Source organism: Achromobacter sp. JD417, assembly GCF_041879325.1.
Taxonomy (GTDB): Bacteria; Pseudomonadota; Gammaproteobacteria; order Burkholderiales; family Burkholderiaceae_B; genus Achromobacter; species Achromobacter mucicolens.
In genome coordinates, this window is record NZ_CP087159.1 from 3,161,410 (window position 1) to 3,182,456 (window position 21,047).

The 21,047-nt window shown below is 66.7% G+C and carries 20 protein-coding genes; 9 read left to right on the plus strand and 11 right to left on the minus strand.

Annotated features, from left to right (window positions below; genetic code table 11):
- Window positions 1-12 precede the first annotated feature (12 nt).
- Together LN047_RS14465 and LN047_RS14470 are read right to left on the minus strand one after the other, a co-directional pair.
- Window positions 13-2,124 carry a TonB-dependent receptor gene (locus tag LN047_RS14465; RefSeq protein ID WP_373979359.1) on the minus strand — a complete coding sequence of 704 codons (2,112 nt, stop codon included), beginning with the start codon at window positions 2,122-2,124 and terminating at the stop codon, window positions 13-15.
- A gap of 102 nt (window positions 2,125-2,226) precedes the next feature.
- Entirely contained in the window at window positions 2,227-2,631 is a 405-nt protein-coding gene (locus LN047_RS14470) for a DUF2946 family protein (protein ID WP_142055052.1), read from the minus strand.
- A 142-nt stretch (window positions 2,632-2,773) separates the two neighbouring features.
- Between LN047_RS14470 and LN047_RS14475 the strand changes: the two genes are divergently transcribed.
- From LN047_RS14475 to LN047_RS14490, 4 genes are all read left to right on the plus strand, one after another.
- Window positions 2,774-3,481: an acetoacetate decarboxylase family protein gene (locus LN047_RS14475; protein ID WP_373979360.1), complete on the plus strand. Its 708-nt coding sequence runs from the start codon at window positions 2,774-2,776 to the stop codon at window positions 3,479-3,481.
- A gap of 89 nt (window positions 3,482-3,570) precedes the next feature.
- Window positions 3,571-3,999, plus strand: a complete 429-nt coding sequence (locus tag LN047_RS14480; RefSeq protein WP_373979361.1) for a DUF2231 domain-containing protein — start codon at window positions 3,571-3,573, stop codon at window positions 3,997-3,999.
- Entirely contained in the window at window positions 3,996-5,309 is a 1,314-nt protein-coding gene (locus LN047_RS14485; protein WP_373979362.1) for a sorbosone dehydrogenase family protein, read from the plus strand. Before LN047_RS14480 ends, LN047_RS14485 begins: the two co-directional genes overlap by 4 nt.
- A gap of 76 nt (window positions 5,310-5,385) precedes the next feature.
- A complete protein-coding gene (locus LN047_RS14490; RefSeq protein ID WP_373979363.1) occupies window positions 5,386-5,952 on the plus strand; it encodes a type 1 glutamine amidotransferase domain-containing protein in 567 nt (188 codons plus the stop codon).
- Between the two features lie 51 nt (window positions 5,953-6,003).
- Here LN047_RS14490 and LN047_RS14495 read toward each other — a convergent pair whose 3' ends face one another.
- Together LN047_RS14495 and LN047_RS14500 are read right to left on the minus strand one after the other, a co-directional pair.
- Complete coding sequence (locus LN047_RS14495) at window positions 6,004-6,336, minus strand: cupin domain-containing protein (protein WP_142055064.1); 333 nt, start codon at window positions 6,334-6,336, stop codon at window positions 6,004-6,006.
- 69 nt (window positions 6,337-6,405) lie between these two features.
- Window positions 6,406-7,386 (minus strand): tripartite tricarboxylate transporter substrate binding protein, encoded by a 981-nt coding sequence (locus LN047_RS14500; RefSeq protein WP_373979364.1) that lies wholly within the window; start codon window positions 7,384-7,386, stop codon window positions 6,406-6,408.
- A gap of 159 nt (window positions 7,387-7,545) precedes the next feature.
- On the opposite strand from LN047_RS14500, the gene LN047_RS14505 reads away from it, so the two are divergent.
- On the plus strand, window positions 7,546-8,430 hold the full coding sequence (locus LN047_RS14505; protein ID WP_338615396.1) for a LysR family transcriptional regulator: 885 nt from the start codon (window positions 7,546-7,548) through the stop codon (window positions 8,428-8,430).
- A 57-nt stretch (window positions 8,431-8,487) separates the two neighbouring features.
- On the plus strand, window positions 8,488-9,378 hold the full coding sequence (locus LN047_RS14510; RefSeq protein ID WP_280000843.1) for a LysR family transcriptional regulator: 891 nt from the start codon (window positions 8,488-8,490) through the stop codon (window positions 9,376-9,378).
- Between the two features lie 54 nt (window positions 9,379-9,432).
- On the opposite strand, the gene LN047_RS14515 is transcribed toward LN047_RS14510, so the two are convergent.
- The 7 genes from LN047_RS14515 to LN047_RS14545 form a co-directional block, all read right to left on the minus strand.
- On the minus strand, window positions 9,433-10,302 hold the full coding sequence (locus tag LN047_RS14515) for an alpha/beta fold hydrolase (RefSeq protein ID WP_373979365.1): 870 nt from the start codon (window positions 10,300-10,302) through the stop codon (window positions 9,433-9,435).
- Complete coding sequence (locus LN047_RS14520) at window positions 10,299-10,685, minus strand: hypothetical protein (RefSeq protein ID WP_338615394.1); 387 nt, start codon at window positions 10,683-10,685, stop codon at window positions 10,299-10,301. Before LN047_RS14520 ends, LN047_RS14515 begins: the two co-directional genes overlap by 4 nt.
- Window positions 10,686-10,698: 13 nt before the next feature.
- A complete protein-coding gene (locus tag LN047_RS14525; RefSeq protein ID WP_373979366.1) occupies window positions 10,699-11,532 on the minus strand; it encodes an N-acyl homoserine lactonase family protein in 834 nt (277 codons plus the stop codon).
- Window positions 11,511-12,722 carry an ABC transporter substrate-binding protein gene (locus LN047_RS14530; protein ID WP_373979367.1) on the minus strand — a complete coding sequence of 404 codons (1,212 nt, stop codon included), beginning with the start codon at window positions 12,720-12,722 and terminating at the stop codon, window positions 11,511-11,513. Before LN047_RS14530 ends, LN047_RS14525 begins: the two co-directional genes overlap by 22 nt.
- Window positions 12,723-12,788: 66 nt before the next feature.
- Window positions 12,789-14,219 carry an NAD-dependent succinate-semialdehyde dehydrogenase gene (locus LN047_RS14535; protein ID WP_373979368.1) on the minus strand — a complete coding sequence of 477 codons (1,431 nt, stop codon included), beginning with the start codon at window positions 14,217-14,219 and terminating at the stop codon, window positions 12,789-12,791.
- On the minus strand, window positions 14,220-15,197 hold the full coding sequence (locus LN047_RS14540; protein ID WP_373979369.1) for a Bug family tripartite tricarboxylate transporter substrate binding protein: 978 nt from the start codon (window positions 15,195-15,197) through the stop codon (window positions 14,220-14,222).
- Window positions 15,198-15,243: 46 nt separating this feature from the next.
- Window positions 15,244-16,137 carry an NAD(P)-dependent oxidoreductase gene (locus tag LN047_RS14545; RefSeq protein WP_373979370.1) on the minus strand — a complete coding sequence of 298 codons (894 nt, stop codon included), beginning with the start codon at window positions 16,135-16,137 and terminating at the stop codon, window positions 15,244-15,246.
- Window positions 16,138-16,367: 230 nt separating this feature from the next.
- On the opposite strand from LN047_RS14545, the gene LN047_RS14550 reads away from it, so the two are divergent.
- From LN047_RS14550 to LN047_RS14560, 3 genes are read left to right on the plus strand one after another with little or no spacing between them, the layout of a single operon-like run.
- A complete protein-coding gene (locus tag LN047_RS14550) occupies window positions 16,368-17,723 on the plus strand; it encodes an MmgE/PrpD family protein (protein WP_373979371.1) in 1,356 nt (451 codons plus the stop codon).
- Between the two features lie 22 nt (window positions 17,724-17,745).
- On the plus strand, window positions 17,746-19,845 hold the full coding sequence (locus tag LN047_RS14555) for an acetate--CoA ligase family protein (protein WP_373979372.1): 2,100 nt from the start codon (window positions 17,746-17,748) through the stop codon (window positions 19,843-19,845).
- A gap of 41 nt (window positions 19,846-19,886) precedes the next feature.
- Window positions 19,887-21,038, plus strand: coding sequence for an acyl-CoA dehydrogenase (locus LN047_RS14560; protein ID WP_280000868.1), 1,152 nt, complete (start codon window positions 19,887-19,889; stop codon window positions 21,036-21,038).
- Window positions 21,039-21,047 lie beyond the last annotated feature (9 nt).

Sequence of the window (21,047 nt, forward strand, 5' to 3'; positions counted from 1 at the left end):
GGTCGGCGCCCCTTAGAACCGGTGATTCAACGTCAGCTCAAAGCGGCGGCTGGGCCCGTAAAACCACTGCGTATTGGTGTAGTACGCGGTGGTGAAGTACGCGCGGTCAAAGACGTTGAAACCCCGGGCCGTGATGGCGGTGTCCTTGTTGACGTCCCAGCGCAGCGCGAGGTCGGTGGTCGTATACGAGGGCAACTCGATGGTGTTGGCGCTGTCCGCATAGCGCTTGCCCACATACCGCAGCCCGCCCATTGCCGTCCAGCCCGGTTGGAAGTTCCAGCTCAGCCACAGGTTAGCCAGGCGTTGCGGCACATTGGGCGGCACATTGCCCGCGCGCGACACGGCCGCGCCGCCGACCGACTCGGAGAAGTCGTCGTACTTGGCCCGCAACATGGTGGCGTTGGCGTCGATCGACCAGCCGGCTGCCAGCGCCATCGACAGGGACGCTTCGACGCCCCGGGACGATTGCTCGCCGACCTGCACCCTGAGGCTGGGATCGTCGGCGTCGCGGGACAACAGGTTCGTCTTGCGGATCTCATAGGCCGCCAGCGTCCACTCACCTCGGCCATCCAGGAAATTCTGCTTCAAGCCGATTTCGATCTGCTTGCCGCGCGACATGTCGAACCCCGCGTTGGCCGGGCTGAGCATCAAGAGGCCGCTGACCGGATCGGCCGCTTCCGCGTACTGTGCGTAGACAGCCAGATCCGGCGTCAGGTCGTACACGGTGCCCACGCGCCAACCCACGTCGGCATACGTACTGGACAGGGCGCGTTGACCGGTGACCAGATCGTCGCGCGTCACTTTCGCATGGTCGTAGCGCAGGCCGCCGATGAGAGACCACTTGCTCGTCAGCGCGAGGCGGTCTTCCACGAAGAGCGCAAACTGGTCGGCCTCGTTGCGGTAACGCGGGATGAACGGCACGTTGCTCTGGTAGTGGCCATGCGCCGGATCATAGGGATCCACGGGGCCCGAACTGCCGGTGTACGTGTTGTTGATGTGCTTGAACGTGGCGTGGTTGACGTCAAAGCCCACGGACACCGTGTTTTCCAGGCCGGCCAGTTGGCCCTTGAACACGGCGCTGGTCGTCAGGCCGGTCTGGGTCTGGTCGTGCGTGATCTGCGTGTTGTCCGAGCGGTCTATGAGGCCGGTTGCCGGGTTGTACACGTACCGCTCGGCATTGCGCCAGTCGCGGTCGCTTTGCACGTGGTACAGGCGCGCGCGCACGGTGGTCGCGTCGCTGGGCGTCCAGACCGTGTCCAGTTGCGTCCACTGATCGCGAAAGCGCATGAAGCTGTCGGACACGTTGTAGTTCTGCTTGCGCACCGCGTCGTCCTGCTCGCCGTTGATGAGCGGCGTTCCAAAATACCGCATCGGGCGCTGGTAGCCGTAGGCGTAGCTGAGCGTCATGTTCAGGTCCGGCGTCGCGTCCCAGCGCAGCGCGCCGGAGAACGTGGCATCGCCCGCCTGGCCCCGGTCCACGTAGCCGTCCGTGTAGTTGCCGCTGACGTCCAGGCGATACGACAACGTATCGCTGAGCGCGCCGCCGCTGCCCAGGCCCAGCCGCGCCGTGTCCTGCGTGCCGATGGTGGCCTGCACCTCGTTCTGGATGGGCCCGCGCGTCGGACGCTTGGGGATCACGTTGACGACGCCGCCGATCGCGCCGTCGCCATAGATTACGGACGCGGGCCCGCGCAGCACCTCGATGCGCTCGACCGACCACGTATCGAACGGAAACGTCAGACCGACGCCGCCGTACTGGCGCAGCCCGTCGTACAGGCGCATGACCGACGTGCTGTCGGTGAAGCCGCGCACCGACAAGGCGCTGTTGCCGTTGCCCGGATGGGGCGCGGCCGAAAAGCCCGGCGCGCGGGTGATGGCCTCGATCACGCTGGCATCGCCGCGGGACTCGATCTGTTCGCGCGAAATGATGTCGACGCTGGCCGGCGTCTGCATGGGCGTCAGGCCCAGATTGGAGCCCGTGGACGCTTCGGTCGTCAGGGCGGTTTCGGCGCCGCCCATCACGGTGATGGGGGCGAGGGTGGCGGGGGAGGTTTGGGCGGCGGCGTTGAAGGCGGCCAGGAGCAAAGACGTGCCGAGGCACGCGTGCGAACGAGCGATGGTCAAGAGGATCCCTCTTCTTCGATGTCTTCGACAAGATCTGCCGACTGCGGAAAAGTCGGTCGGCAAGGCGCGGCCGGGCCCGGCGCTAGGCGCGGGCGCGGCGGATCAGGAAGACAGGGAAGGCGGGGCGCGTGAACCGAGGGGCGGCCCCAGCGCGGGCAGGGGCGGCGCCGCGCGGTGGACGGGAGTTTCTGGAGCTGCGTAGGCGGCTTGCGCCGTCAGCACGGGCGCAAGACCCGTCTCCGGCAGAATCGCATGCGCGGCCAGGGCGCCGAAGGCGCAGGCATCGCTTGCCGCATGCTTGGACTTCGGCTCGGCCGGCAGGTCGAAGGTCACGCTGATCGCGCCACCGGCTTCGCACAACGAGAGCATCAGCGACGTCGTGGACGGCGCCGCCATGAAGCCGCTTGGGATCAGGGCGCGCAGCACGAAAGCGGCCATTGCCAGGCAGACGAGAAACCGCCAAGGCAGGCCGCGGGGCTTTTGCGCAGAGTCCCGGTGAGTAGGCATGGGCGGGATTCTATTACAGAACTTCACGCATTCTGACCGAATTGAATCGCGTGCGGCGTTCTGTCGCAGGGACGTTTAAGATCGAGTGCAACGTGCGCGGTGTTGTCTTTGCACCATCGCTTCCGAACAGGAGATTGCCAGCATGATGCCTCCTTCGAGCGGCATGACGCAGGGCTTGGCGGACGACGCAATGCCCACGGATTCGCCATCTTCGTATCCGCAGGCGCCGTGGAAACTGAGCGGCCATGCACTCCTCAGCATGTGGCGGGTGCCGCTTGCCGACCTGCCCATGCTTCCTCCCGGCGATGCGCGCCTGGTCACTCTGGGACGCCACGCAATTTGCGCCACGGTCTGGACGGCCTACGAATCGGGCGGCACGCTGGCCTACAACGAGTTGCTCTTCGCTACGGCAGTGCGGCACGCGGGGCTGCTGGCGCCGGCGTGCATCGTGGGTCCGATCTGGGTCGACGACGAGGCGGCTGCTGCGGGCGGTAGGCAGTTGTGGGGCATTCCGAAACAGATGGGCCACTTCGTGCCTTTGCCGGCAGATGGAACGTTCGCGTCTTTAGTCGCCGAAGAGCAGGCGTCCATGGCGACCGGCGGGACGGCCGTCGCAAGCGTTGAATTTCGGCCGGGCCTGCGCCTCGCGGTGCCGTTGCGCCTTGCCGTGTGGACGGTTCAAGGTGGCAAAGCGGGACTGATCCGTACACGTTGCGCTCTGCGGGGCATGGCGCGCTTCGGGTCCGCAAGTTGGCGCATCGCGCCTGATGGGCCGCTGCGCTTTCTGGCAGGGCGCCAACCGATGGCCAGCGCGTGGCTGGGGGATCTATCCGTCCAGTTCGGCGTGTAGCACCCTCCGGAAGGCGTTATAGGCATGCCACTTGCTGCGCCGCCCACCACGGGCAGCAGGTTGGGCCCGCAACCCACGAGGCGATTCCCGTGACCACACTCATCGAAAACCGGTATGCCCTTACCGTGCGCCGCTTCCCTGCGGTGTTCCTTGCCGGGATGTTCCCGTTGTTTCTTGGCGCGGCGCTCGCGGACGCGGCGTATGCGCAGACTTTTCACATCCAATGGAATAATTTCGCATCCTGGCTGCTCGTTGGCGGGCTGATATTTGGGGCGGTGGCGCTGCTGTTTGCCATCGTCGACCTGTTCAGGGTCTCGCAGCGGGCGCGCGGTGTAGTTCCCTATGCCGTGGTGCTGCTGGCAGCCTGGCTGGTGGGGCTGTTCAATGCGTTTATCCATGCGCGCGACGCGTGGGCCAGCATGCCCAACGGCTTGATCCTGTCTGTCGTGGGCGCGGTGTTGGCCCTCGTTGCCCTCTGGCTGGGCTTTCGCACGCCGCACATCCGGGGGCCGCTATGAAGAAGACGAAATTGCTTGCCGGCGTTTCGATGCTGGTGGTGGCGGGCGTGTGCGGTGCGCAGACCGCAGGCCAGTATGGACCGTCGCCCGATCTGCCCAAGCCCGAGCGAGGGCTGTTGCCGGACATGGTGATCGCCAAGCCCGCCAAATGGGGCGACAAAGTGCCGACGGTGCCCGAGGGCTACAAGATATCGGCCATCGCCACGGACCTGAAGATTCCGCGTCAGACGCTCGTGCTGCCCAACGGCGACATTCTGGTCGCCGAGGGGCGTGGCGGTAGTGCCCCCGACCTCAAACCCAAGGACGTGATCGCGGGCATCATCAAGGCCCGGGGCACCAGTCCCGTCAAGGGCGGCAACCGGCTGACGCTGCTGCGCGACACCAAGGGCGATGGCACCTACGAGGCCTCCGTCTTTGCGGAAAACCTTAACGCGCCTTACGGCCTGGCCCTCATCGGCAACCAGCTGTATGTGGCCAATCAGGACGCGCTGGTGCGGTTCGCATACGAACCGGGGCAGACCAAGGCAAGCGGACCGCCGGAAACGGTCACGCCGCTGCCCGCCGAGATCAACCACCACTGGACCAAGGCGCTGACGGCAAGCGCCGACGGGCAGTATCTGTACGTGGGCATCGGTTCGAACAGCAATATCACCGAACGCGGCATGACGGCCGAAGTGGATCGGGCGCGTATCTGGCGCATCAACGCCAGCACGGGCGAATACAAGACCTATGCCACGGGCCTGCGCAATCCGACCGCGCTCACGATTCAGCCGGACACGGGCCAGTTGTGGGCCGTCGTCAACGAACGCGATGAGTTGGGCCCGGACCTGGTGCCCGACTACCTCACGACCGTCAAGGAAGGCGCGTTCTACGGCTGGCCTTACAGCTATTGGGGCAAGAACGTGGACGAACGCGTGCGGCCGCAGGATCCCGCCAAGGTTGCATCGGCCATTGCGCCGGACTACAGCCTGGGTTCGCACGTGGCGGCGCTGGGCGTGGACTTCTCGACCGCGACGATGGGCGACCGGTTTGCCAACGGCGTGTTCGTCGGCGAGCACGGCAGCTGGAACCGCGCCGATCCGGTGGGCTACAAGGTGGTCTTCGTACCGTTCACGGATGGTCGCCCGTCCGGGCCGCCCGTTGATTTCGTCGCGGGCTTTCGCGACGACGACGGCACGACACGCGGCCGTCCGGTGGGCGTGACGGTCGATCCGAAGGGCGCGCTCATCGTGGCCGACGACTTGTCGAACACGATCTGGCGCATCACGCCCGCGCAAGCGCCCAAGCCGGTCGCAGCTGCGCGGCCTTAAATCTTATTTATTGGGCCTGCCGCGCGTGCGCGTTGCGCTGCGCCGCAGTATTCGCAGGCCCCGCACAGGAGCAAACATGGCAACACTTCAAGACATCAACATCGCGATTCTGGCCGTCGACGGATTCGAGCAGGTCGAACTTACGGGGCCGCGCGACCGTCTGCACAAAGAAGGCGCCCGGACCGTGGTGGTGTCGGCACGCACTGACCCGATCCAGGGCATGCACCACGACAAGCCCGGCGACAAGTTCCCCGTGGACCTCACGTTCCTGCAGGCTGCGTCCGAGCCGGACGTCTTTGACGCGTTGCTGCTGCCCGGCGGTGTCGTCAATGCCGACGAGATCCGGATGCAGCCCAAGGCCCAGGAACTGGTGCGCGCCTGCATGGACGCGGGCAAGCCGGTGGCCGTCATCTGCCACGGCGCCTGGCTGCTGATCTCGGCCGGCGTGGTCAAGGGGCGCAAGATGACCAGCTGGCCGTCGCTGCAGGATGACCTGCGCAATGCGGGCGTGCAGTGGGTGGATGAGGAAGTGGTCGTGGACGGCGTGCTGGTGTCCAGCCGCAAGCCGGACGATATCCCAGCGTTCAATGACGCCTTCGTTCAGGTGCTGGGCAAGGCGGTCAAGGGGCGCGCGGCGAAGTAGGGCCGGGCGCACCGAGCAAAGCCGGGGAGCGCGGCACCCCGGCCGCATGCGCTACGCGCGCTTGAGCGCCACGGTCACCAGCACCGACGCATTTTCCAGCGCGAACAGCGCGTGCGGCGCGCGGCCCGGCAGGTACATCAGGTGGCCGGGGTAGAGGACGTGCGTGGCGCCTTCGGCGGTGACCTCGATGCTGCCCTCCAGGCACTGCAGGGTGATCTCGCCGGCGACGTCATGCGAGGGCATGGTCTTGCCGGCGAGCAGCACCAGGCGCATGACCTCAAGGTCTTCGGACTTGAAAAGCGCGATCGACTGCTTTTGCGCTAGCGCGGCGCCATAGGGCTTGAGATCGATGACTTGCCCGGGATCCGCATGTTTGAGGGCCATGATGCATCCTTCGCAGGGAGGGGAGCTGTCAACGATACCCCATCCCCACGGCGGCGCCGCGGCCTGCGGTCAATTGATCTTGATGCCGCGTTCCTTGACCAGATCCTTCCACTGCGCCGTTTCCTTGGCCAGGTGGTCGCGCAGCGCGTCCGGCGTGCTGCCGATCGGCTCGGCGCCAATCGAATCCAGCGTCGCCTTCACCTTGGGATCGGCCAGCGCGGCGCGCATGGCTTCATTCAGCTTGGCTACCGCTTCCGGCGGCGTGCCAGCGGGCGCAAAGGCAGCGAACCAGGGCATCAGCTCATAACCGGGCACGCCGGCCTCCTGCATCGTCGGCACGTCGGGCAGGGCAGCCGACCGCTTGGTGGTGGTGACGCCCAGCGCGCGCAGCTTGCCGCTCGCGATGTGGGGCTTGGCGGACGTGATGCTGTCGAACATGTAATCCACCTGGCCGCCCAGCAGGTCGGCGACGGCGGGGCCACTGCCCTTGTAAGGGACGTGCAGCATGTCCACCCCGGTCATCGACACGAACATCTCACCAGCCAGGTGAATGGAGGTGCCAACGCCCGCGGAGGCGTACGTGTAGTGCTTGGGCTGCGCCTTGGCCTTAGCAATCACGTCCGCGACGCTGGTTGCGCCGGTACGCGCTGGATTGGTCACCAGCACATTGGGTACGACCGCCAGCAGCGAGATGGGCGCGAAGTCCTTGATGGGGTCGTAGTTCAGGTCCTGGTACAGCGCCGGATTGACGGCCATGCCGTTGGCGACGATCAGGATGGTGTAGCCGTCGGGCTTGGCGCGCGCCACGGCCGCCGCGCCAATGTTGCCGCCCGCGCCGGCGCGGTTCTCGACGATGAAGGATGTGTTCAGCTGCTTGCCCATCGATTCGCCCAGCGTGCGCGCGATGCTGTCCATCGCGCCGCCGGGCGGGAAGGGCACGATCCACTTCACGGGGTGATCCGGATAGGCATCGGCCTGCGCGGCGGTTGCGCCGGCGAGCAGCGAGGCGGCCAGCAATGCGCGGGCAAAGGGTCTGAATACATGGCGCATGGTTGTCTCCGTGACGCTTGATTTATTGGTGGCGAGGTCCGCGCGCGATTAATACTCTGATCGACGGTGCCTGCCCGATGGGCGCAGTATCGCTTGCCTTTTTTTCAAGTGTCCAAGACTATATGGGTTTCAATTCATACCTCCAAGGTCTTAATCGCCATGGAACTCAGGCATTTGCGGTACTTCCAGGCGGTGGCCGACGCAGGCAGTTTCACGCTGGCAGCCTCGCGGCTGCACATTGCGCAGCCGCCGCTCAGCCGCCAGATCAAGCAGCTGGAGGAAGAGCTGGGCGTGCAGCTGTTCGAACGGACCACGCGGGCGCTACGCCTGACCGAGGCGGGCCGTTTCCTGCTGGAGCAATCGCGCCTGCTGACCGCCCGTCTGGACGAAGTGCTGGAAGGCACGCGCCGGTTGGGCCAGACCGAGCGGCGCTGGTTCGGCATCGGCTTCGTGCCGTCGACGCTTTACGGTTTCGTGCCGGAATTGATCCGGCTGCTGCGCGGCGCGGATGAGCGGGTCGAAGTGGGCCTGATGGAAATGAACACGTTGCCGCAGCTCGAGGCGCTGAAGGCAGGGCGCATCGATCTGGGCATTGGCCGCATCCTGCTGGACGACCCCGCGATCGAGCGGCGCGTGCTGATGACCGAGCCCCTGATGGCCGCGGTGCCCTTGCATCATCCGCTGGCCGGCCAGGGCAGCGTCGCCGTCAGCCGCCTGGCGCGCGAGCCTTTCGTGCTGTATCCGGCGCGTCCGCGCCCAAACTACGCGGATCATGTGCTGGGCCTGTTTCGCGCGGCCGGCTACTCGCTGCAGGTGGTGCAAGAGGCCAACGAACTGCAGACCGCGATCGGGCTGGTCGCCGCGGGCTTGGGGGTGACCGTGGTGCCCGCCTCCGTGCAGCGCCTGCAGCGCCAGGATGTGGCCCACGTGCGCATCGAGGCCGATGCCTTCGTGTCGCCCGTGATCGTCAGCTATCGCAAGGACGATGCGTCGGCGTTTCTGGCGCGCGCGCTGGAACTGGCGGGGGAGCTTGCCAAAGGGTAGTGGCGGCAGCGCCAGACAGCTCGCGACCAACCTTGTGCTCCACGGTATATTGCCCCCATGAAAAAGCTAGATATCCCAGCGTTGGAAATCTTCGTCGCGGCCGTCGAGGAAAAGAGCCTGTCCCGAGCGGCCGAGCGAGAGAATCTGGTGACCTCGGCCGCGAGCAAACGCGTGGCCGAACTGGAGCGGCATCTGGGGCGCACGCTGTTGCACCGCCATGGACGCGGCGTCGAGCCCACGTCGGCGGGCGCCTTGCTGTATCAGCGTGCCAAGGCCATCCTGCGCAGCGTGCAACTGACCGAGCAGGCCATCAATGGCTATTCGCTGAACGGCCAGGCCAAGATACGGCTGGCGTCCAATCCGTCGACCATCCTGCAATTTTTGCCGGGGGTGATGGGCCGGTTTCTTGCCGGGCGCAGCGACGTCAGCGTCGATCTGCTCGAAGGGCACAGCTACGACATTCCGCGACTGGTCGCCGAGTCCTCCGTGGACATCGGCATCTATCACGCCGACCATCCGGTGCCAGGGGTGGCCTCGTTTCCGTTCCGGCGCGATCGCGTGGGGCTGGTGGTGCCGGTGGGGCACGCGCTGGCGGACCGCACCGAGTTGTACCTGGAAGAGGCGCTGGACTACGACCTGCTTGGATATTTTCCGCGTCATTCGCTCGACCAGTTCCTGGCGTATGCGGGACAGACGCTCTCGCGCCCGCCCACGGTGAAGCTGCAGGTGTCGAACTTCGAAACGCGCTGCCGCATGATTCGCGAGGGGCTGGGCATCGGCGTGGTGCCGGAAGGCATTGCGCGCCACTACCTGGCGTCGATGGGACTTGCGCTGCTGCGGCTGCGCGATGACTGGGCCGAGCGCCAGTTCTACGTGTGCGTCCGTGATACGAACCAATTGGCGCGGCCTGTGGAGGAATTGCTCAGGGCGCTGACGCAGGCGGAATGATCGGTCCGCCAGCCCCCGGCGCATTCCGGCGCGCGGGGCGCTTCGCGTCAATGGCTACCTTGTCTGCCGTTTCTCGGCCGCCTGCGCCAGCACCGGTCGCAGATACGCGAGGAACCGCTCGGGATCCTCGCTCATGGGGAAGTGACCCATGCCTTCCATGACCTGCCACTGCGATCCGGCGATGCGGCTCGCCAGGAATTCCGTGTCCTGCGGCGTGCACGAATAGTCGTACTCACCGGTCAGCAGCCACAGCGGACAGCGCTGCGTGTCGATGCCGGCCACGCGGTCCCGGACGTCGCCATCGGCGGTGTAGAAATGCAGGTCGCCCTTGAACACACCCGGCCCGCCCTGCATGTAATGCCACAAAGTCTCCCAGCGGTGCTTGTCCGGGCTGCCTGGTCCGATCAGTCCCGACACGATGCCTGCGCAGACTTCGCCGCCATGCACGTCCGGCCGGTTCAGCCATTCCAGGTCGTAGTAGGGATCGACATGCGCGCCCGATTGCAGCCCGATGGCGCCGCCAAAGCGGTCCGCGTGTTCCAGCGCCAGATGCAGCACGATGCGCCCGCCGATGGAGCAACCCATCACCAGCGGCCGGTCAAGGTCCAACGCGTCGGCGACCGCGATGATCGCGCGCGTGTAATCCTGCGAGGTCAGGCGGTAGGTTTCTTCGTGCCAGCCCTCGGGCGGCGAGGATTTGCCGTGCCAGGGCAGGTCAAAGGCGATGACCCGGAACGACTCCAGGATGGCCGGGTCGTTCATCACCGCGCGGTATTGGCGTGCGTCAGCGCCCGCGGTGTGCAGGCACAGCAGCGGCGTGCCGTGGCCCGCTTCCTCGACGTAGATGCGGTGCTGGCGTCCGCCCAGGGGCAACTGCAGATAGCGGCCGACGATCGGCTCGAAGACGGCTGGGCTGGCGTTCACAGGGGCGCTCCTTGGGCGCGCGGGCAGGCCAGCACGTCCTTGAAATACAGTAGATGGGACATCAGGGGATACAGGTCTCCCTCGACGCGCAGGCGGCGGAATTTCACCAGCGCCATCAGGTCGTGAAAGCCCGGGGGCGGGGTGGCGCGCCAGAACTGCGCCCAGTCGGCCGCCGCCGCGCGCAACGCGAATTGCCAGCGCGGCATGACGAACGGGCCCCGTTTCACGGCGGCGATGCGGCCCGCCTGCACGGTGATCAGATAGGCGGCATCGCCGCATTCCAGCAGAAATACCGTGTCCAGATGGCGGCCGCGCCACACCAGCCGCTCCTGGCGGTTCACGGCGTCCGCCAGGCGGTGAAGGATGAAATCGTCTTCTTGCATTGCGTGGTCCTTGTCACAGGGGCGGGACGTCCAGGCGGTAAATGCCGTCGTCGCCATCGGCACGGGGATAGCGCTCGGCAACGGCGGGATCGTGGCCCGGCACGATGTGCGCCTCGGAATCCGCCAGGGTCCGGATGCGCGCATAGCCCTCGAGCATATCGCCTAGATGGAAGATCGCGGGAAACGGGTTGTTGTCGTGGTAATTGCGGTAGTAGTGCAGGGCGTCCGATGCCAGCACGACCCAGCCGCGCGCCGTGTGCACGCGCACGACCTGCAGGCCCTGCGTGTGCCCCCCGACGCGATAGACCTCAAGCCCGGGCGCCAGCTGCGCATCGCCATCGTGAAACTGCACCCGGCCGGCATACACCTGACGCACGACCGCCTGCACGTCATCGACCGAGAAGAAATGCCGCATCGATTCAAAGCACATGTAGCGGCCGGTGGCGTATTGCATCTCGGCGTCCTGCAGATGCACCCGCGCGTTCGCATACGCCTCCACGTTGCCTGCGTGGTCATAGTGCAGGTGGGTGAGGATAAGGTCGCCGATATCGGCCGGCGCCACGCCGAGCCGTGCCAGCGCCGCCTCCGGTTGCAGCGTGAATGCGCGGTTGCGGGCCCGCGCGGAGCAGGCGCTGAAGCCGGTGTCGACCAGCACGTTGCCCGCCGGCCCACGCAGCAGCCAGCAATAGAAGTCCAGCGGCATCGGTCCGTCGTGCACGTCTGCGCGCGAGAGGAAGTTGTCGGCGGCGCGGCGTGTCACGCTGGCATAGCGGATCGCGTAGACCTCGTAGGCCGGCATGCTGCCTTCGGCCTGCGGCGCCGGGATCATTGCTTGACCAGCTTGCATTGGCTTTCCGACAAGGGCATGAAGGCCTGGTCGCCCGGCACGGTGCGCATGATCTTGTAGTAGTCCCACGGGGCCTTGGACTCCGCCGGCGACTTGACCTCCACCACGTAGGTGTCGTGGATGAGCTTGCCGTCTTCGCGCAGGCGGGCGTTGCGCGCGAAGGCGTCCCGGATCGGCATGTCGCGCAGCGTCTTCATGACCACGTCAACGTTGTCCGAGCCCGATTTCTCGACCGCCCGCAAATAGTTGAGTACTGCCGAATACTGGCCGGCCTGCAGCGCCGTGGGCATCTTGCCGGACGCCTTGAAGAATCGCTGGGCAAAGGCGCGTGTCTCGTCGTCCATGTCCCAATAGAAGGTTTCGGCGAAGGTCATGCCCTGGCCGGCGTCCAGGCCCACGCCGTGCACGTCGGTAATGCTCATCAGCATCGCCACGAGCTTCTGCTTGGCCGCCAGACCGAACTCGCGCGCCTGCTTGATTTCGTTCTGCAGGTCTGCGCCGGCGCTGGCAAAGGCGACGGCGTCGGCCTTGCTGGATTGCGCCGACAGCAGGAACGAGGCGAAATCGTTGCCCGGAAATGGGTAGCGCGCCGATCCGGCCACCGTGCCGCCGCCTTCCTTCACGAAGCGCATGCCGTCGGTTTCCAGCGAATGGCCGAAGGCATAGTCGGCGGTCACGAAGAACCACTTCTTGGCGCCGGCCTCGACGAGGGGGAGCGTGCCTACCTTTGCAAGCGCATAGGTGTCGTAGACCCACTGGACGTTGTTGGGCGAGCAGTCCTCGCCCGTGATCCGGGTGGCGCCCGCGCCGGTCACCATGGTCATCCGGCCTTTCTCGCGGGCGATGTTCATCACCGCCAGCGCGACGGCGCTGTTGCCCAGCTCCGTGACCACGTCGACTTTCTCCCGGTCCATCCATTCACGTGCGCGACTGGCGGCCACATCGGTCTTGTTCAGGTGGTCGGCGGACAACATTTCGACGGGCTTGCCCCGGACCTTGCCGCCGAATTCCTCGATGGCAAGGCGCGTCGCGAGCACCGAGCCCGGTCCAACGTTGCCGGAATAGGCGCCCGACATGTCTGTCAGCACGCCGATCCGCACGACGCCGTCGGAAATGCCGTCGGCCGGCTGCGCCTGCGCCGCGCCGGCAAGGGCAGCCATCGCGAGCGCGGCTGTGATCTTCTTGTGCATGGTGTTCTCCTTTGGATGGGGTGGCGGCGCGGTCAGTTGCCGCACCGCTCGGGTGATGGCAGTGGGCTACATCTGGCTCACGTACTTGACCTGCATGAATTCCTGAATACCTTCCACGCCGCCTTCCTTGCCAAGCCCGCTATCCTTGAAGCCGCCAAACGGCGTCTCGGGCAGCGAGGCCTGGCAGTGATTGATGCACACAACGCCGCTTTCGATGCGCTCGGACGCGATGCGCGCCGTAGCGGCGTCGCGGGTGAATACGTAGGACGCCAGTCCGAAGGGCAAACGGTTGGCTTCGTGTAGCGCCTCGTCCATGCTCGTGAACGGTTGCACCAGTGCCAGCGGGCCGAACGGCTCGGTGTTCGCGGCGCGGCAGTCCGCACTCACGCCGCTCAGCACAGTGGGCGCCCAGAACCAGCCGGGCAGGTCCAGGCGCTGGCCCCCGGCGGCCAGCCGCGCACCGCGGTCAAGGGCATCGGCCACCATCGTCTCCATCGCCGCGAGCCGGCGGGGGTTGGCGAGCGGTCCCATCTGCACCCCGGCCTCCAGGCCGTTGCCCACGCGCCAGCCGCGCGCGCGCTCAGCCAGCCGCTCGACAAAGCGGTCATACACGCTTTCATGCACGACCATGCGCGTCGGCGATGTGCAGATCTGGCCAGAATTGCGCAGCTTGGCAGCCAGAACGGTGTCAGCCGCCTGGATGGGATCGGCGTCGCCGAAAACCAGCACGGGCGCGTGGCCGCCCAGTTCCAGCGTGGCGCGCTTGAGCCCTGCCGCAGCCATCGTCGCCAGTTCCCGGCCGATGGCGGTCGAGCCGGTAAAGGTCACCATCCGGATGACGGGCGATTCGATCAGCCGCCGGGAAATCTCCCCCGGATCGCCGAACACCATGCTGAGCACGCCTGCCGGCAGTCCGGCGTCGGCGAGCGCACGGCCGATCTCCAAGGCGATGGCGGGTGTTTCCTCGGATGGCTTGATGACGATGGAGCAGCCCGCCGCCAGCGCGCCGGCGATCTTGCGGGAGGGGGTGATGGCCGGCGCATTCCAGCCCGCGAAGGCGGCGACCGGCCCGATGGGTTCGGGGATCGCCATCTGCCGGATGCCGCCCACGCGGCCGGGAATCAGGCGGCCATAAGTGCGCCGCGCTTCTTCGGCGCCCCATTCGAACATCTCCGCGGCTGTTGCCACTTCCTTTTCGGATTCCGCGAGGGGCTTGCCGAGTTCGCGGGTGATCAGCCACGCCAGCCGCGGCGTGCGTTCGCGCATCAGCGTGGCGGTGCGGCGCAGGATCGCGGCTCGGTCCAGCGCAGGGGTGTCGCGCCATCCGGGAAAGCTGCGTTGCGCGGACTCCAGCGCTTCGTCGATATCGTCGGGCGAGGCTACCGGCAGCCGGCCGAGCACCGTTTGCGTGGCGGGGTCGATCACGTCCAGGCTTGGCCGCTGGCCGGCTGCGACGGCGCGTCCGCCGATGAGAAGTGTCAGTTCGGGATATTTCATCTAGTCCGCCTTGGCAATGTGGCTGGCCTGCATGACCTGCGCCCAACGTTCGGTTTGCGTGCTGATGTGTCGGGAGAAGTCCTCGGGACTGCCCGTCATCGGGTACTGACCCAGCTTGAGCAGTGCGTCGCGCGCTTCGCTGGCGCTCATCACTTTGTTGATCGCCGCGTTCAGGCGCTGCGTGACCGCGGGCGGGACGCCGGCTGGCGCGAGCACCCCGTTCCAGGGCTCCGCCGTGAAGCCGGGGATATCCGCGGCCTGTGCCACGGTGGGCACGCCCGGCGCCACCGAGGACGGTTGGGCGGCAGCGATCCCCAACGCGCGCAGTTTGCCGGCCTGCACCTGCGGCATGGCGGCAATGGCGCTCAGGAAGGCCATGTCCACGCGTCCTGCCACCAGGTCGGCAATCGCGGCCGAATCGCCTTTGTAGGGGACATGGGTGATGTCGGCCTTGGTGGCGCTTTTGAACCATTCACCGGCCAGGTGGTTTACCGCGCCGCTGCCGGCCGACGCAAAGGTCAGCGCGCCCGGCTTGCTGCGCGCGCCGGCAATCAACGCCTGCACGCTGTCGAATGGCGAGCCCGCCGGCACGACCAGCAGGTATGGATAGCTGGCGACCAGGGCGACCGGCTGGAAGTCCTTGAGGACCTGATAGTCGACCTTCTGCTTGTAGACGGGTTCGATCGAAAGGGTGCCGCTGCTGCCCAGCATCAGGGTGTAGCCGTCGGCGGGCGCGCGCTTGACCGCCTGCACGGCCACGACGCCATTGGCCCCGGCACGGTTTTCGACAACGACGGGTTGGCCCAGTTCGGCCTCCAATTGGCGCGCCAGGTAGCGGCCGACCGCATCCGTGGGTCCGCCGGCGGTAAAGCCGATGATCAGGGTGATCGGCTTGGCCGGATAGTCCGCGGCGGCGGCATTGAAACCGATCGTGGCGGCGAGCAGGGGCAGGACCCACCTGCGTAGCATGGGTGTCATGGGAGTCTCGGGTAGGAAAGGGGCGGCGCCAGGCGCCGGGGGCGTATTACGCGTAGCCGCGCTCGATCAGTTTGACCATGACCGGGTAGTACTCCTTGACGTAGCCGGCGGCGCGCGTGCGCTCCAGCAGGTCGTGCGTCAGCTTGGCCGCGCGGGCGTCGACCTCGCCCTGGTTCGCAAGCTCCAGTGCCAGAAGGATGTCCTTGATCGCGTATTCGGTCGGAAAGGTCTTTTCCGGGAAGGTCTGCGGCGCCAGCGCCTTCTGGCCTGGATTGCGCAGCACGAAGCTGTCTGCCGAGCCCTTGCTCAACGCGTCCAGCAACAGGGCCCCGTCCACGCCCGCGCGGCGGCCGATGGTCACGGCTTCGGCCAGCGCGTGCACGGTCATGAAGACCACCATGTTGTTCATGATCTTGACCACCTGGCCGTTGCCGATGCCGCCGCACAAGAGCACGTCGGTGCCCATGCAGGACAGGTAGGGCAGCACGGTGTCGTAGTCTTGCGGGGTGGCGCCCACGGTGATCATCAGCGTACCGAGGCGGGCCGCCTCGCGCATGCGCGCCACCGGCGCGTCGATCAGCAGAATGCCGTGTCCGCGCAGCACCTCGGCCAACTGCCGGGTGCGCGTGACGTCGCTGGTGCTCATGTCCACCACGATGCGCACGCGGCCGGCCGCCTCGACCAGGCCGCCCGGCCCGGTGCAAACCTGTTCCACCTGCACGATGCTGGGCAAGGACAGGAAGACGATCTCGGCGCTCTGCGCCACTTCAATCACCGACGCGCAGGCATGGGCGCCCAATGCGCCGATGCGGGCCATGGGGTCCGCGCTGAGATCGGTCACGTATACCGGATGCCCGGACTTCCGGACCAGGTTGGCGCACATGGGTTCCCCCATCACGCCCAGGCCGATGAAGCCCAGCGGGGTCTTGGTCTCGCTCATTGTTTCCTCCTTGGTCATGCGTTGTTTTTCTCGTCTTGCCATGCAGCTTACGGACGGCGCCGGCGCGGCGGTATGAAAAATTGGCAAAGCAACTTTCACCAATTCCGGCCCCTCCCGTTCAAGAACGCTCGTTTTCCTTTTTATCAACCCTTGGGCAGCCGGGCCGCCTAGAGTGATCGGCAGAAGCGAACGGCGCGGCTGCTGCGCCGCAATAATCTGCGGAGGGACGAATGCTGCTGGACACCATTGCGGGCTATGGCGCGCGAGACGCCGTAGGTCGACTGCCCGAGGAGGTCATCCATTACGCCAAGCGCGCGTTCCTGGACTGGCTGTCGGCGCTGTATCCCGGCACCCGCGCCGCGCCGTGCCAGCAACTGCTGGGCGCGCATGGCGCGGAATTGGGCTCGGGCGCGTCCAGCCTGCCTGGCTGCGCGACCACCGCGTTTGCCGCCACCGCGGCCTGGATCAACGGCAGCGTGTCGCATGCGGTGGAGTTCGACGACATCTTCCGCGATGCGATCTATCACCCTGGCTGCCCCACTATCGCCGCCGCCTTGGCGTTGGCCGAAGAGCATGACGTGAGCGGCCTCGCGCTGCTGCAGGCGATCGTGGTGGGCTACGAGATCTCGACCCGCATCGGCGCGGCGGTGCAACCCGCGCACTACCGCTACTTCCACACCACGGGCACCGTGGGTTGTTTCGGCGGCGCGGCTGCCGCCGCGGCGTTGTGTGCGCCAGGAGACGCGGCAGTCATGTTGCACGCGTTGGCCACCGCCGGCACGCTGGCGAGCGGTCTGCAACAGGCGTTCCGCTCCGACGCCATGAGCAAGGCGCTGCACGCGGGCCATGCCGCCGCGGTGGGCGTGCGGGCCGGGCAGGGCGCTGCGCACGGCATCACTGGCGTGCCGGACATCCTTGAGGGCGAGGTCGGATTTGGCGCCGCGCTGGCGCGCGACCCGGACTGGGATGTGGCATTGGCGGGGCTGGGCGAGCGCTACAACATTCTCTCGATCACGCAGAAGAACCACGGTTGCTGCGGCCACACCTTCGCAGCGATCGACGCGGCGCTCACGTTGCGCGAGCAGGGCCTGCGGCCGGACGACATCGCCGCCTTGCGTGTCGAGACTTATCAGACCGCGCTCGACGTGACGGGCAATTTCCAGCCTGCCACGGCGTTCGAAGCCAAGTTCAGCCTGCCCTACGTGGTGGCGCATGCGCTGGTGCATGGATCCGTCAGGCTGGATGCCTTCGGCGAAGGCCGGCTGCGCGATCCGCGCGTGCGCGCGCTGATGCAATGCATGGACCTGCGTGCAGCCCCGGACCTGACGGCAGGTTTTCCCAAGATGCGCGCGGCTCGGCTACGCGTCACCTCGCGCGGTGGCCATTTGCTGGAACACCATTGCCCGTACCGCAAGGGCGACCCCGAAGCGCCGCTGTCAGACGCGGACCTGAATGACAAGTTCGGCGAACTGGCCGGGCCCGTCCTGGGCAGCGCCCGCATGCATGCGCTACGCGACGCCATTTGGCGCCTGGACGCCATGCCGGTGCGCGCGTTGCGCCTGGCGGCCGACATGCCCCTGCAATGAACCTTTCCCTTCTTCTGCTTCCATGATCCCAACCCATTCCTGCTCTGCTTCCACGTTCGCCGAGGCGCTCCTGTCCCCGCGCGCTGTCGCCCTGGTGGGCGCCTCGGGCGACTCGCGCAAGAACACGGCGCGCCCGCTGCGCTTCATGCGCAAGCATGGCTATGCCGGCGCAATCTATCCGATCAATGCAGCCCGGGCGGAGATCCTGGGCGAGCGCGCCTATCCTTCGCTGGGCGCATTGCCGGGCCCCGTGGACCACGTCTTCATCATGATTCCGGGTGATGGCGTCGCGGCCTTGCTGCCCGATTGCGCGCGGGCCGGCGCACGCGTGGTGACGATCTATTCCGACGGCTTCGGCGAAGCGGGGGCCGACGGGCAGGCGCGCCAGGCCGAGTTGGTGCGCCAGGCGCGCGCGCTGGGGCTGCGTCTGCTCGGGCCCAACAGCATCGGCCTGGCGGACCTGCACAGTGGCGGCATCCTTTCCGTGAACGCCGCCTTCGAGGCCGATACGCTGCTGTCCGGCGGCATCAGCCTGGTGTCGCAAAGCGGGTCGATGATGGGTTCGCTGCTATCGCGCGCCGCCGCGCGCGGCTTCGGTTTCGCCAAATCGGTATCCGTGGGTAATGAGAGCGATATCACGGTTGGAGAAGTGGTGGACGCGCTGGTGGACGACCGGCAGACCCAGGTCATCCTGCTGTTCCTGGAAACGCTGCGCGCCGCCCCGACGATGGCCAGCGCCTTGGCGCGCGCAAAGGCTGCGGGCAAGCCCGTCGTGGCCTACAAGCTGGGCCGGTCCGAACAGGGCGATGCGCTGGCGCAATCCCATACCGGCGCCATGGCGGGCAACGACGTGGCGGTGGACGCCTTCTTGAAGGCGCACGGCGTGCTCCGCGTGCACCAATTGGAAACCTTGTTCGAGATCGCGCCGTTGGTGGCGCGCCATGCCCGTCCTGCTGTTGTCACGTCGCCGGGCGAGGCGGTGGCGCGGGTGGCGGTCATTACCACCACGGGTGGCGGCGCGGCGACCGTGGTCGACAACCTGGGGCTGCGCGGCCTGGCGGCCGTTGCGCCGCCGGCCCAGTTCGTGCGCGAGATCGCGGAAGGCGGTTTGACGATCCGTGAAACGCCCGTCATCGACCTGACCTTGGCGGCGACCAGCGACCAGTACAAGATGCTGCTCGAGGCGTTGCTGCGCGCCGACTGGTGCGACGCCGTGCTGAGCGTCGTCGGGTCATCCGCGCAGTTTCATCCCGGCCTGGCGGTGCAACCGCTGCTACAGGCCGACAAGCCGCCGGGCAAGCCGCTGGCCGTGTTTCTGGCGCCCGAGGCTCCTGCGTCGCTGGCGTTGCTGCAGGAAGGCGGCATCGCGGCCTTCCGCAGTCCCGAGGCCTGCGCAGACGCGCTGGCTGTGTTCTTTGCGCCGCCAGGCTGCCCGCCTGCGTCGGGCGAGGCGCTGCCGTGGCCCGAGGGGCTGCCCCGCAGCGGCATGCTCAACGAGTACGAAGCCGGAACGCTCTTTCGTGCCGTGGGCGTCCCGGTGGTGCAAGCAAGCCTGCTCACGCCGGAGAAAATCGAACACGGCGTGCCGTATCCGGTCGTTGCCAAGGTCTGCTCGCGCGACCTGGCGCACAAGACGGAATTGGGTGCAGTTCGCGTCGGAATCCGCGACGGCGAATCGCTGGAATCCGCCGTACGCCAGATGCTGGAAGCGGTCGAGCGGCACGCGCCGCACGCCGATGTCGACGGCATTCTCGTGCAGCCCATGGAAGACCGCCTGATCGAGTTGATCCTGGGCTACCGCCACGATCCCCTGGTGGGCCCGACGGTGCTGCTGGGCGCGGGGGGCATCACCGCGGAACTCACGCCTGACTACTCGTTGCGCCTGGCGCCCGTCGACGTGGACGAGGCCCGGCGCATGATTCTCGAGGTCCGCCAGACGCGCCTGATCTCCGGCTTTCGCGGCCTGCCCGAAGGCGATTGCGAGGCGTTGGCCCGCGCCATCGCCGCGTTCTCGCGCCTGGCGCTGTGCGCAGGCGTGCGCATCGACGAAGCCGAAATCAACCCCTTGTTCGTCCGCGCCGACGGCGTGATCGCCGTCGACGGTCTGGTCCGCCTTGGCTGATCGGCCGCCCGCATTTCAACTCTTGCCTCAGGAACTCCAAGATGGATTTCAAACTCACTCCCGAACAACAAGAATTCCAATCCGCCGTGCGCCGTTTCGCCGACCGCGAGTTGCGGTCCGGCGCAGTGGAAAGGGCCCATTCCGATGACTATCCGTGGGATATCGCCCGCTTGATGGCGGGGCAGGGGCTGCTGGGAATCACCGTGGCACAGGATGATGGCGGCATCGGCGGGTCGCTGATGGATGCCGTCATCGCCATCGAGACCGTGGCGTCCGTGTGCCCGCGCAGCGCGGACGTGGTGCAGGCGGGCAACTTCGGTGCCATCCGCGTGCTGGCCGAATATGGCAGTCCCTTGCAAAAGCAGAAGTACCTGACAGGACTTCTGGCCGGCGAAGGGCTGATCTCCGTGGGCATGACCGAGCCCGATGCGGGATCGGCCGTCACGGAACTGAAGACCAGCGCGACGCGCGCGGAGGGCGGTTGGCGCATCAATGGCACGAAGATCTTTACGACGCACGGCCCGCACGCCAGTGTCATCCTGGCCTATGTGCGGTTCGGGCCGGGCACGGGTGGCATCGGGTCCGTGCTGATTGGGACGCGCGACGAGGGCGTGAAACTCGGCAAGCGGTCGGCCTTCATGTCGGGCGAGGAGTGGGTCGAGATCTTCTTTGACAATGTTTTCGTGCCGGATGACATGGTTGTGTTGGGCGAAGGCGGATTCAAGAAGCAGATCGCGGGCTTCAACGTCGAGCGCATCGGCAATACGGCGCGCTCTCTTGCATTGGGCCGCTACGCATACGAAGAAGCGCGCAGCTGGGCAATGCAACGCAAGCAGTTCGGCCGGCTGTTGTGTGAATTCCAGGGACTGCAGTGGAAGTTCGCCGACATGCGCATCAAGCTGGACGCGGCCCAGCTCCTGCTGTATCGGGCCGCCACCGGCGCGGACACCGGCTTTCCGTCTGCGACCGAGACCGCCATCGCCAAGGCGTACTGCAACCAGGTGGGATTCGATGTGGCCAACGACGCCCTGCAGGTGCTGGGAGGGCTGGGCTACAGCCGTGAATCCCTGGTCGAATACTGCGTGCGCCGATGCCGGGGCTGGATGATTGCGGGCGGATCCATCGAAATCCTGAAGAACCGGATCGCCGAGGGAATCTTCGAGCGCAGCTTCCCGCAGCGCCCGCCGCGCTGACGCGTTGCG

What these genes read in the sequence shown, in the direction of transcription:
- LN047_RS14470 (WP_142055052.1), bottom strand. Translation starts at nt 2,631, where the DNA reads ATGCCTACTCACCGGGACTCTGCGCAAAAGCCCCGCGGCCTGCCTTGG.
- LN047_RS14475 (WP_373979360.1), top strand. Translation starts at nt 2,774, where the DNA reads ATGATGCCTCCTTCGAGCGGCATGACGCAGGGCTTGGCGGACGACGCA.
- LN047_RS14485 (WP_373979362.1), top strand. Translation starts at nt 3,996, where the DNA reads ATGAAGAAGACGAAATTGCTTGCCGGCGTTTCGATGCTGGTGGTGGCG.
- LN047_RS14490 (WP_373979363.1), top strand. Translation starts at nt 5,386, where the DNA reads ATGGCAACACTTCAAGACATCAACATCGCGATTCTGGCCGTCGACGGA.
- LN047_RS14495 (WP_142055064.1), bottom strand. Translation starts at nt 6,336, where the DNA reads ATGGCCCTCAAACATGCGGATCCCGGGCAAGTCATCGATCTCAAGCCC.
- LN047_RS14500 (WP_373979364.1), bottom strand. Translation starts at nt 7,386, where the DNA reads ATGCGCCATGTATTCAGACCCTTTGCCCGCGCATTGCTGGCCGCCTCG.
- LN047_RS14505 (WP_338615396.1), top strand. Translation starts at nt 7,546, where the DNA reads ATGGAACTCAGGCATTTGCGGTACTTCCAGGCGGTGGCCGACGCAGGC.
- LN047_RS14510 (WP_280000843.1), top strand. Translation starts at nt 8,488, where the DNA reads ATGAAAAAGCTAGATATCCCAGCGTTGGAAATCTTCGTCGCGGCCGTC.
- LN047_RS14520 (WP_338615394.1), bottom strand. Translation starts at nt 10,685, where the DNA reads ATGCAAGAAGACGATTTCATCCTTCACCGCCTGGCGGACGCCGTGAAC.
- LN047_RS14525 (WP_373979366.1), bottom strand. Translation starts at nt 11,532, where the DNA reads ATGCAAGCTGGTCAAGCAATGATCCCGGCGCCGCAGGCCGAAGGCAGC.
- LN047_RS14530 (WP_373979367.1), bottom strand. Translation starts at nt 12,722, where the DNA reads ATGCACAAGAAGATCACAGCCGCGCTCGCGATGGCTGCCCTTGCCGGC.
- LN047_RS14535 (WP_373979368.1), bottom strand. Translation starts at nt 14,219, where the DNA reads ATGAAATATCCCGAACTGACACTTCTCATCGGCGGACGCGCCGTCGCA.
- LN047_RS14540 (WP_373979369.1), bottom strand. Translation starts at nt 15,197, where the DNA reads ATGACACCCATGCTACGCAGGTGGGTCCTGCCCCTGCTCGCCGCCACG.
- LN047_RS14545 (WP_373979370.1), bottom strand. Translation starts at nt 16,137, where the DNA reads ATGAGCGAGACCAAGACCCCGCTGGGCTTCATCGGCCTGGGCGTGATG.
- LN047_RS14550 (WP_373979371.1), top strand. Translation starts at nt 16,368, where the DNA reads ATGCTGCTGGACACCATTGCGGGCTATGGCGCGCGAGACGCCGTAGGT.
- LN047_RS14555 (WP_373979372.1), top strand. Translation starts at nt 17,746, where the DNA reads ATGATCCCAACCCATTCCTGCTCTGCTTCCACGTTCGCCGAGGCGCTC.
- LN047_RS14560 (WP_280000868.1), top strand. Translation starts at nt 19,887, where the DNA reads ATGGATTTCAAACTCACTCCCGAACAACAAGAATTCCAATCCGCCGTG.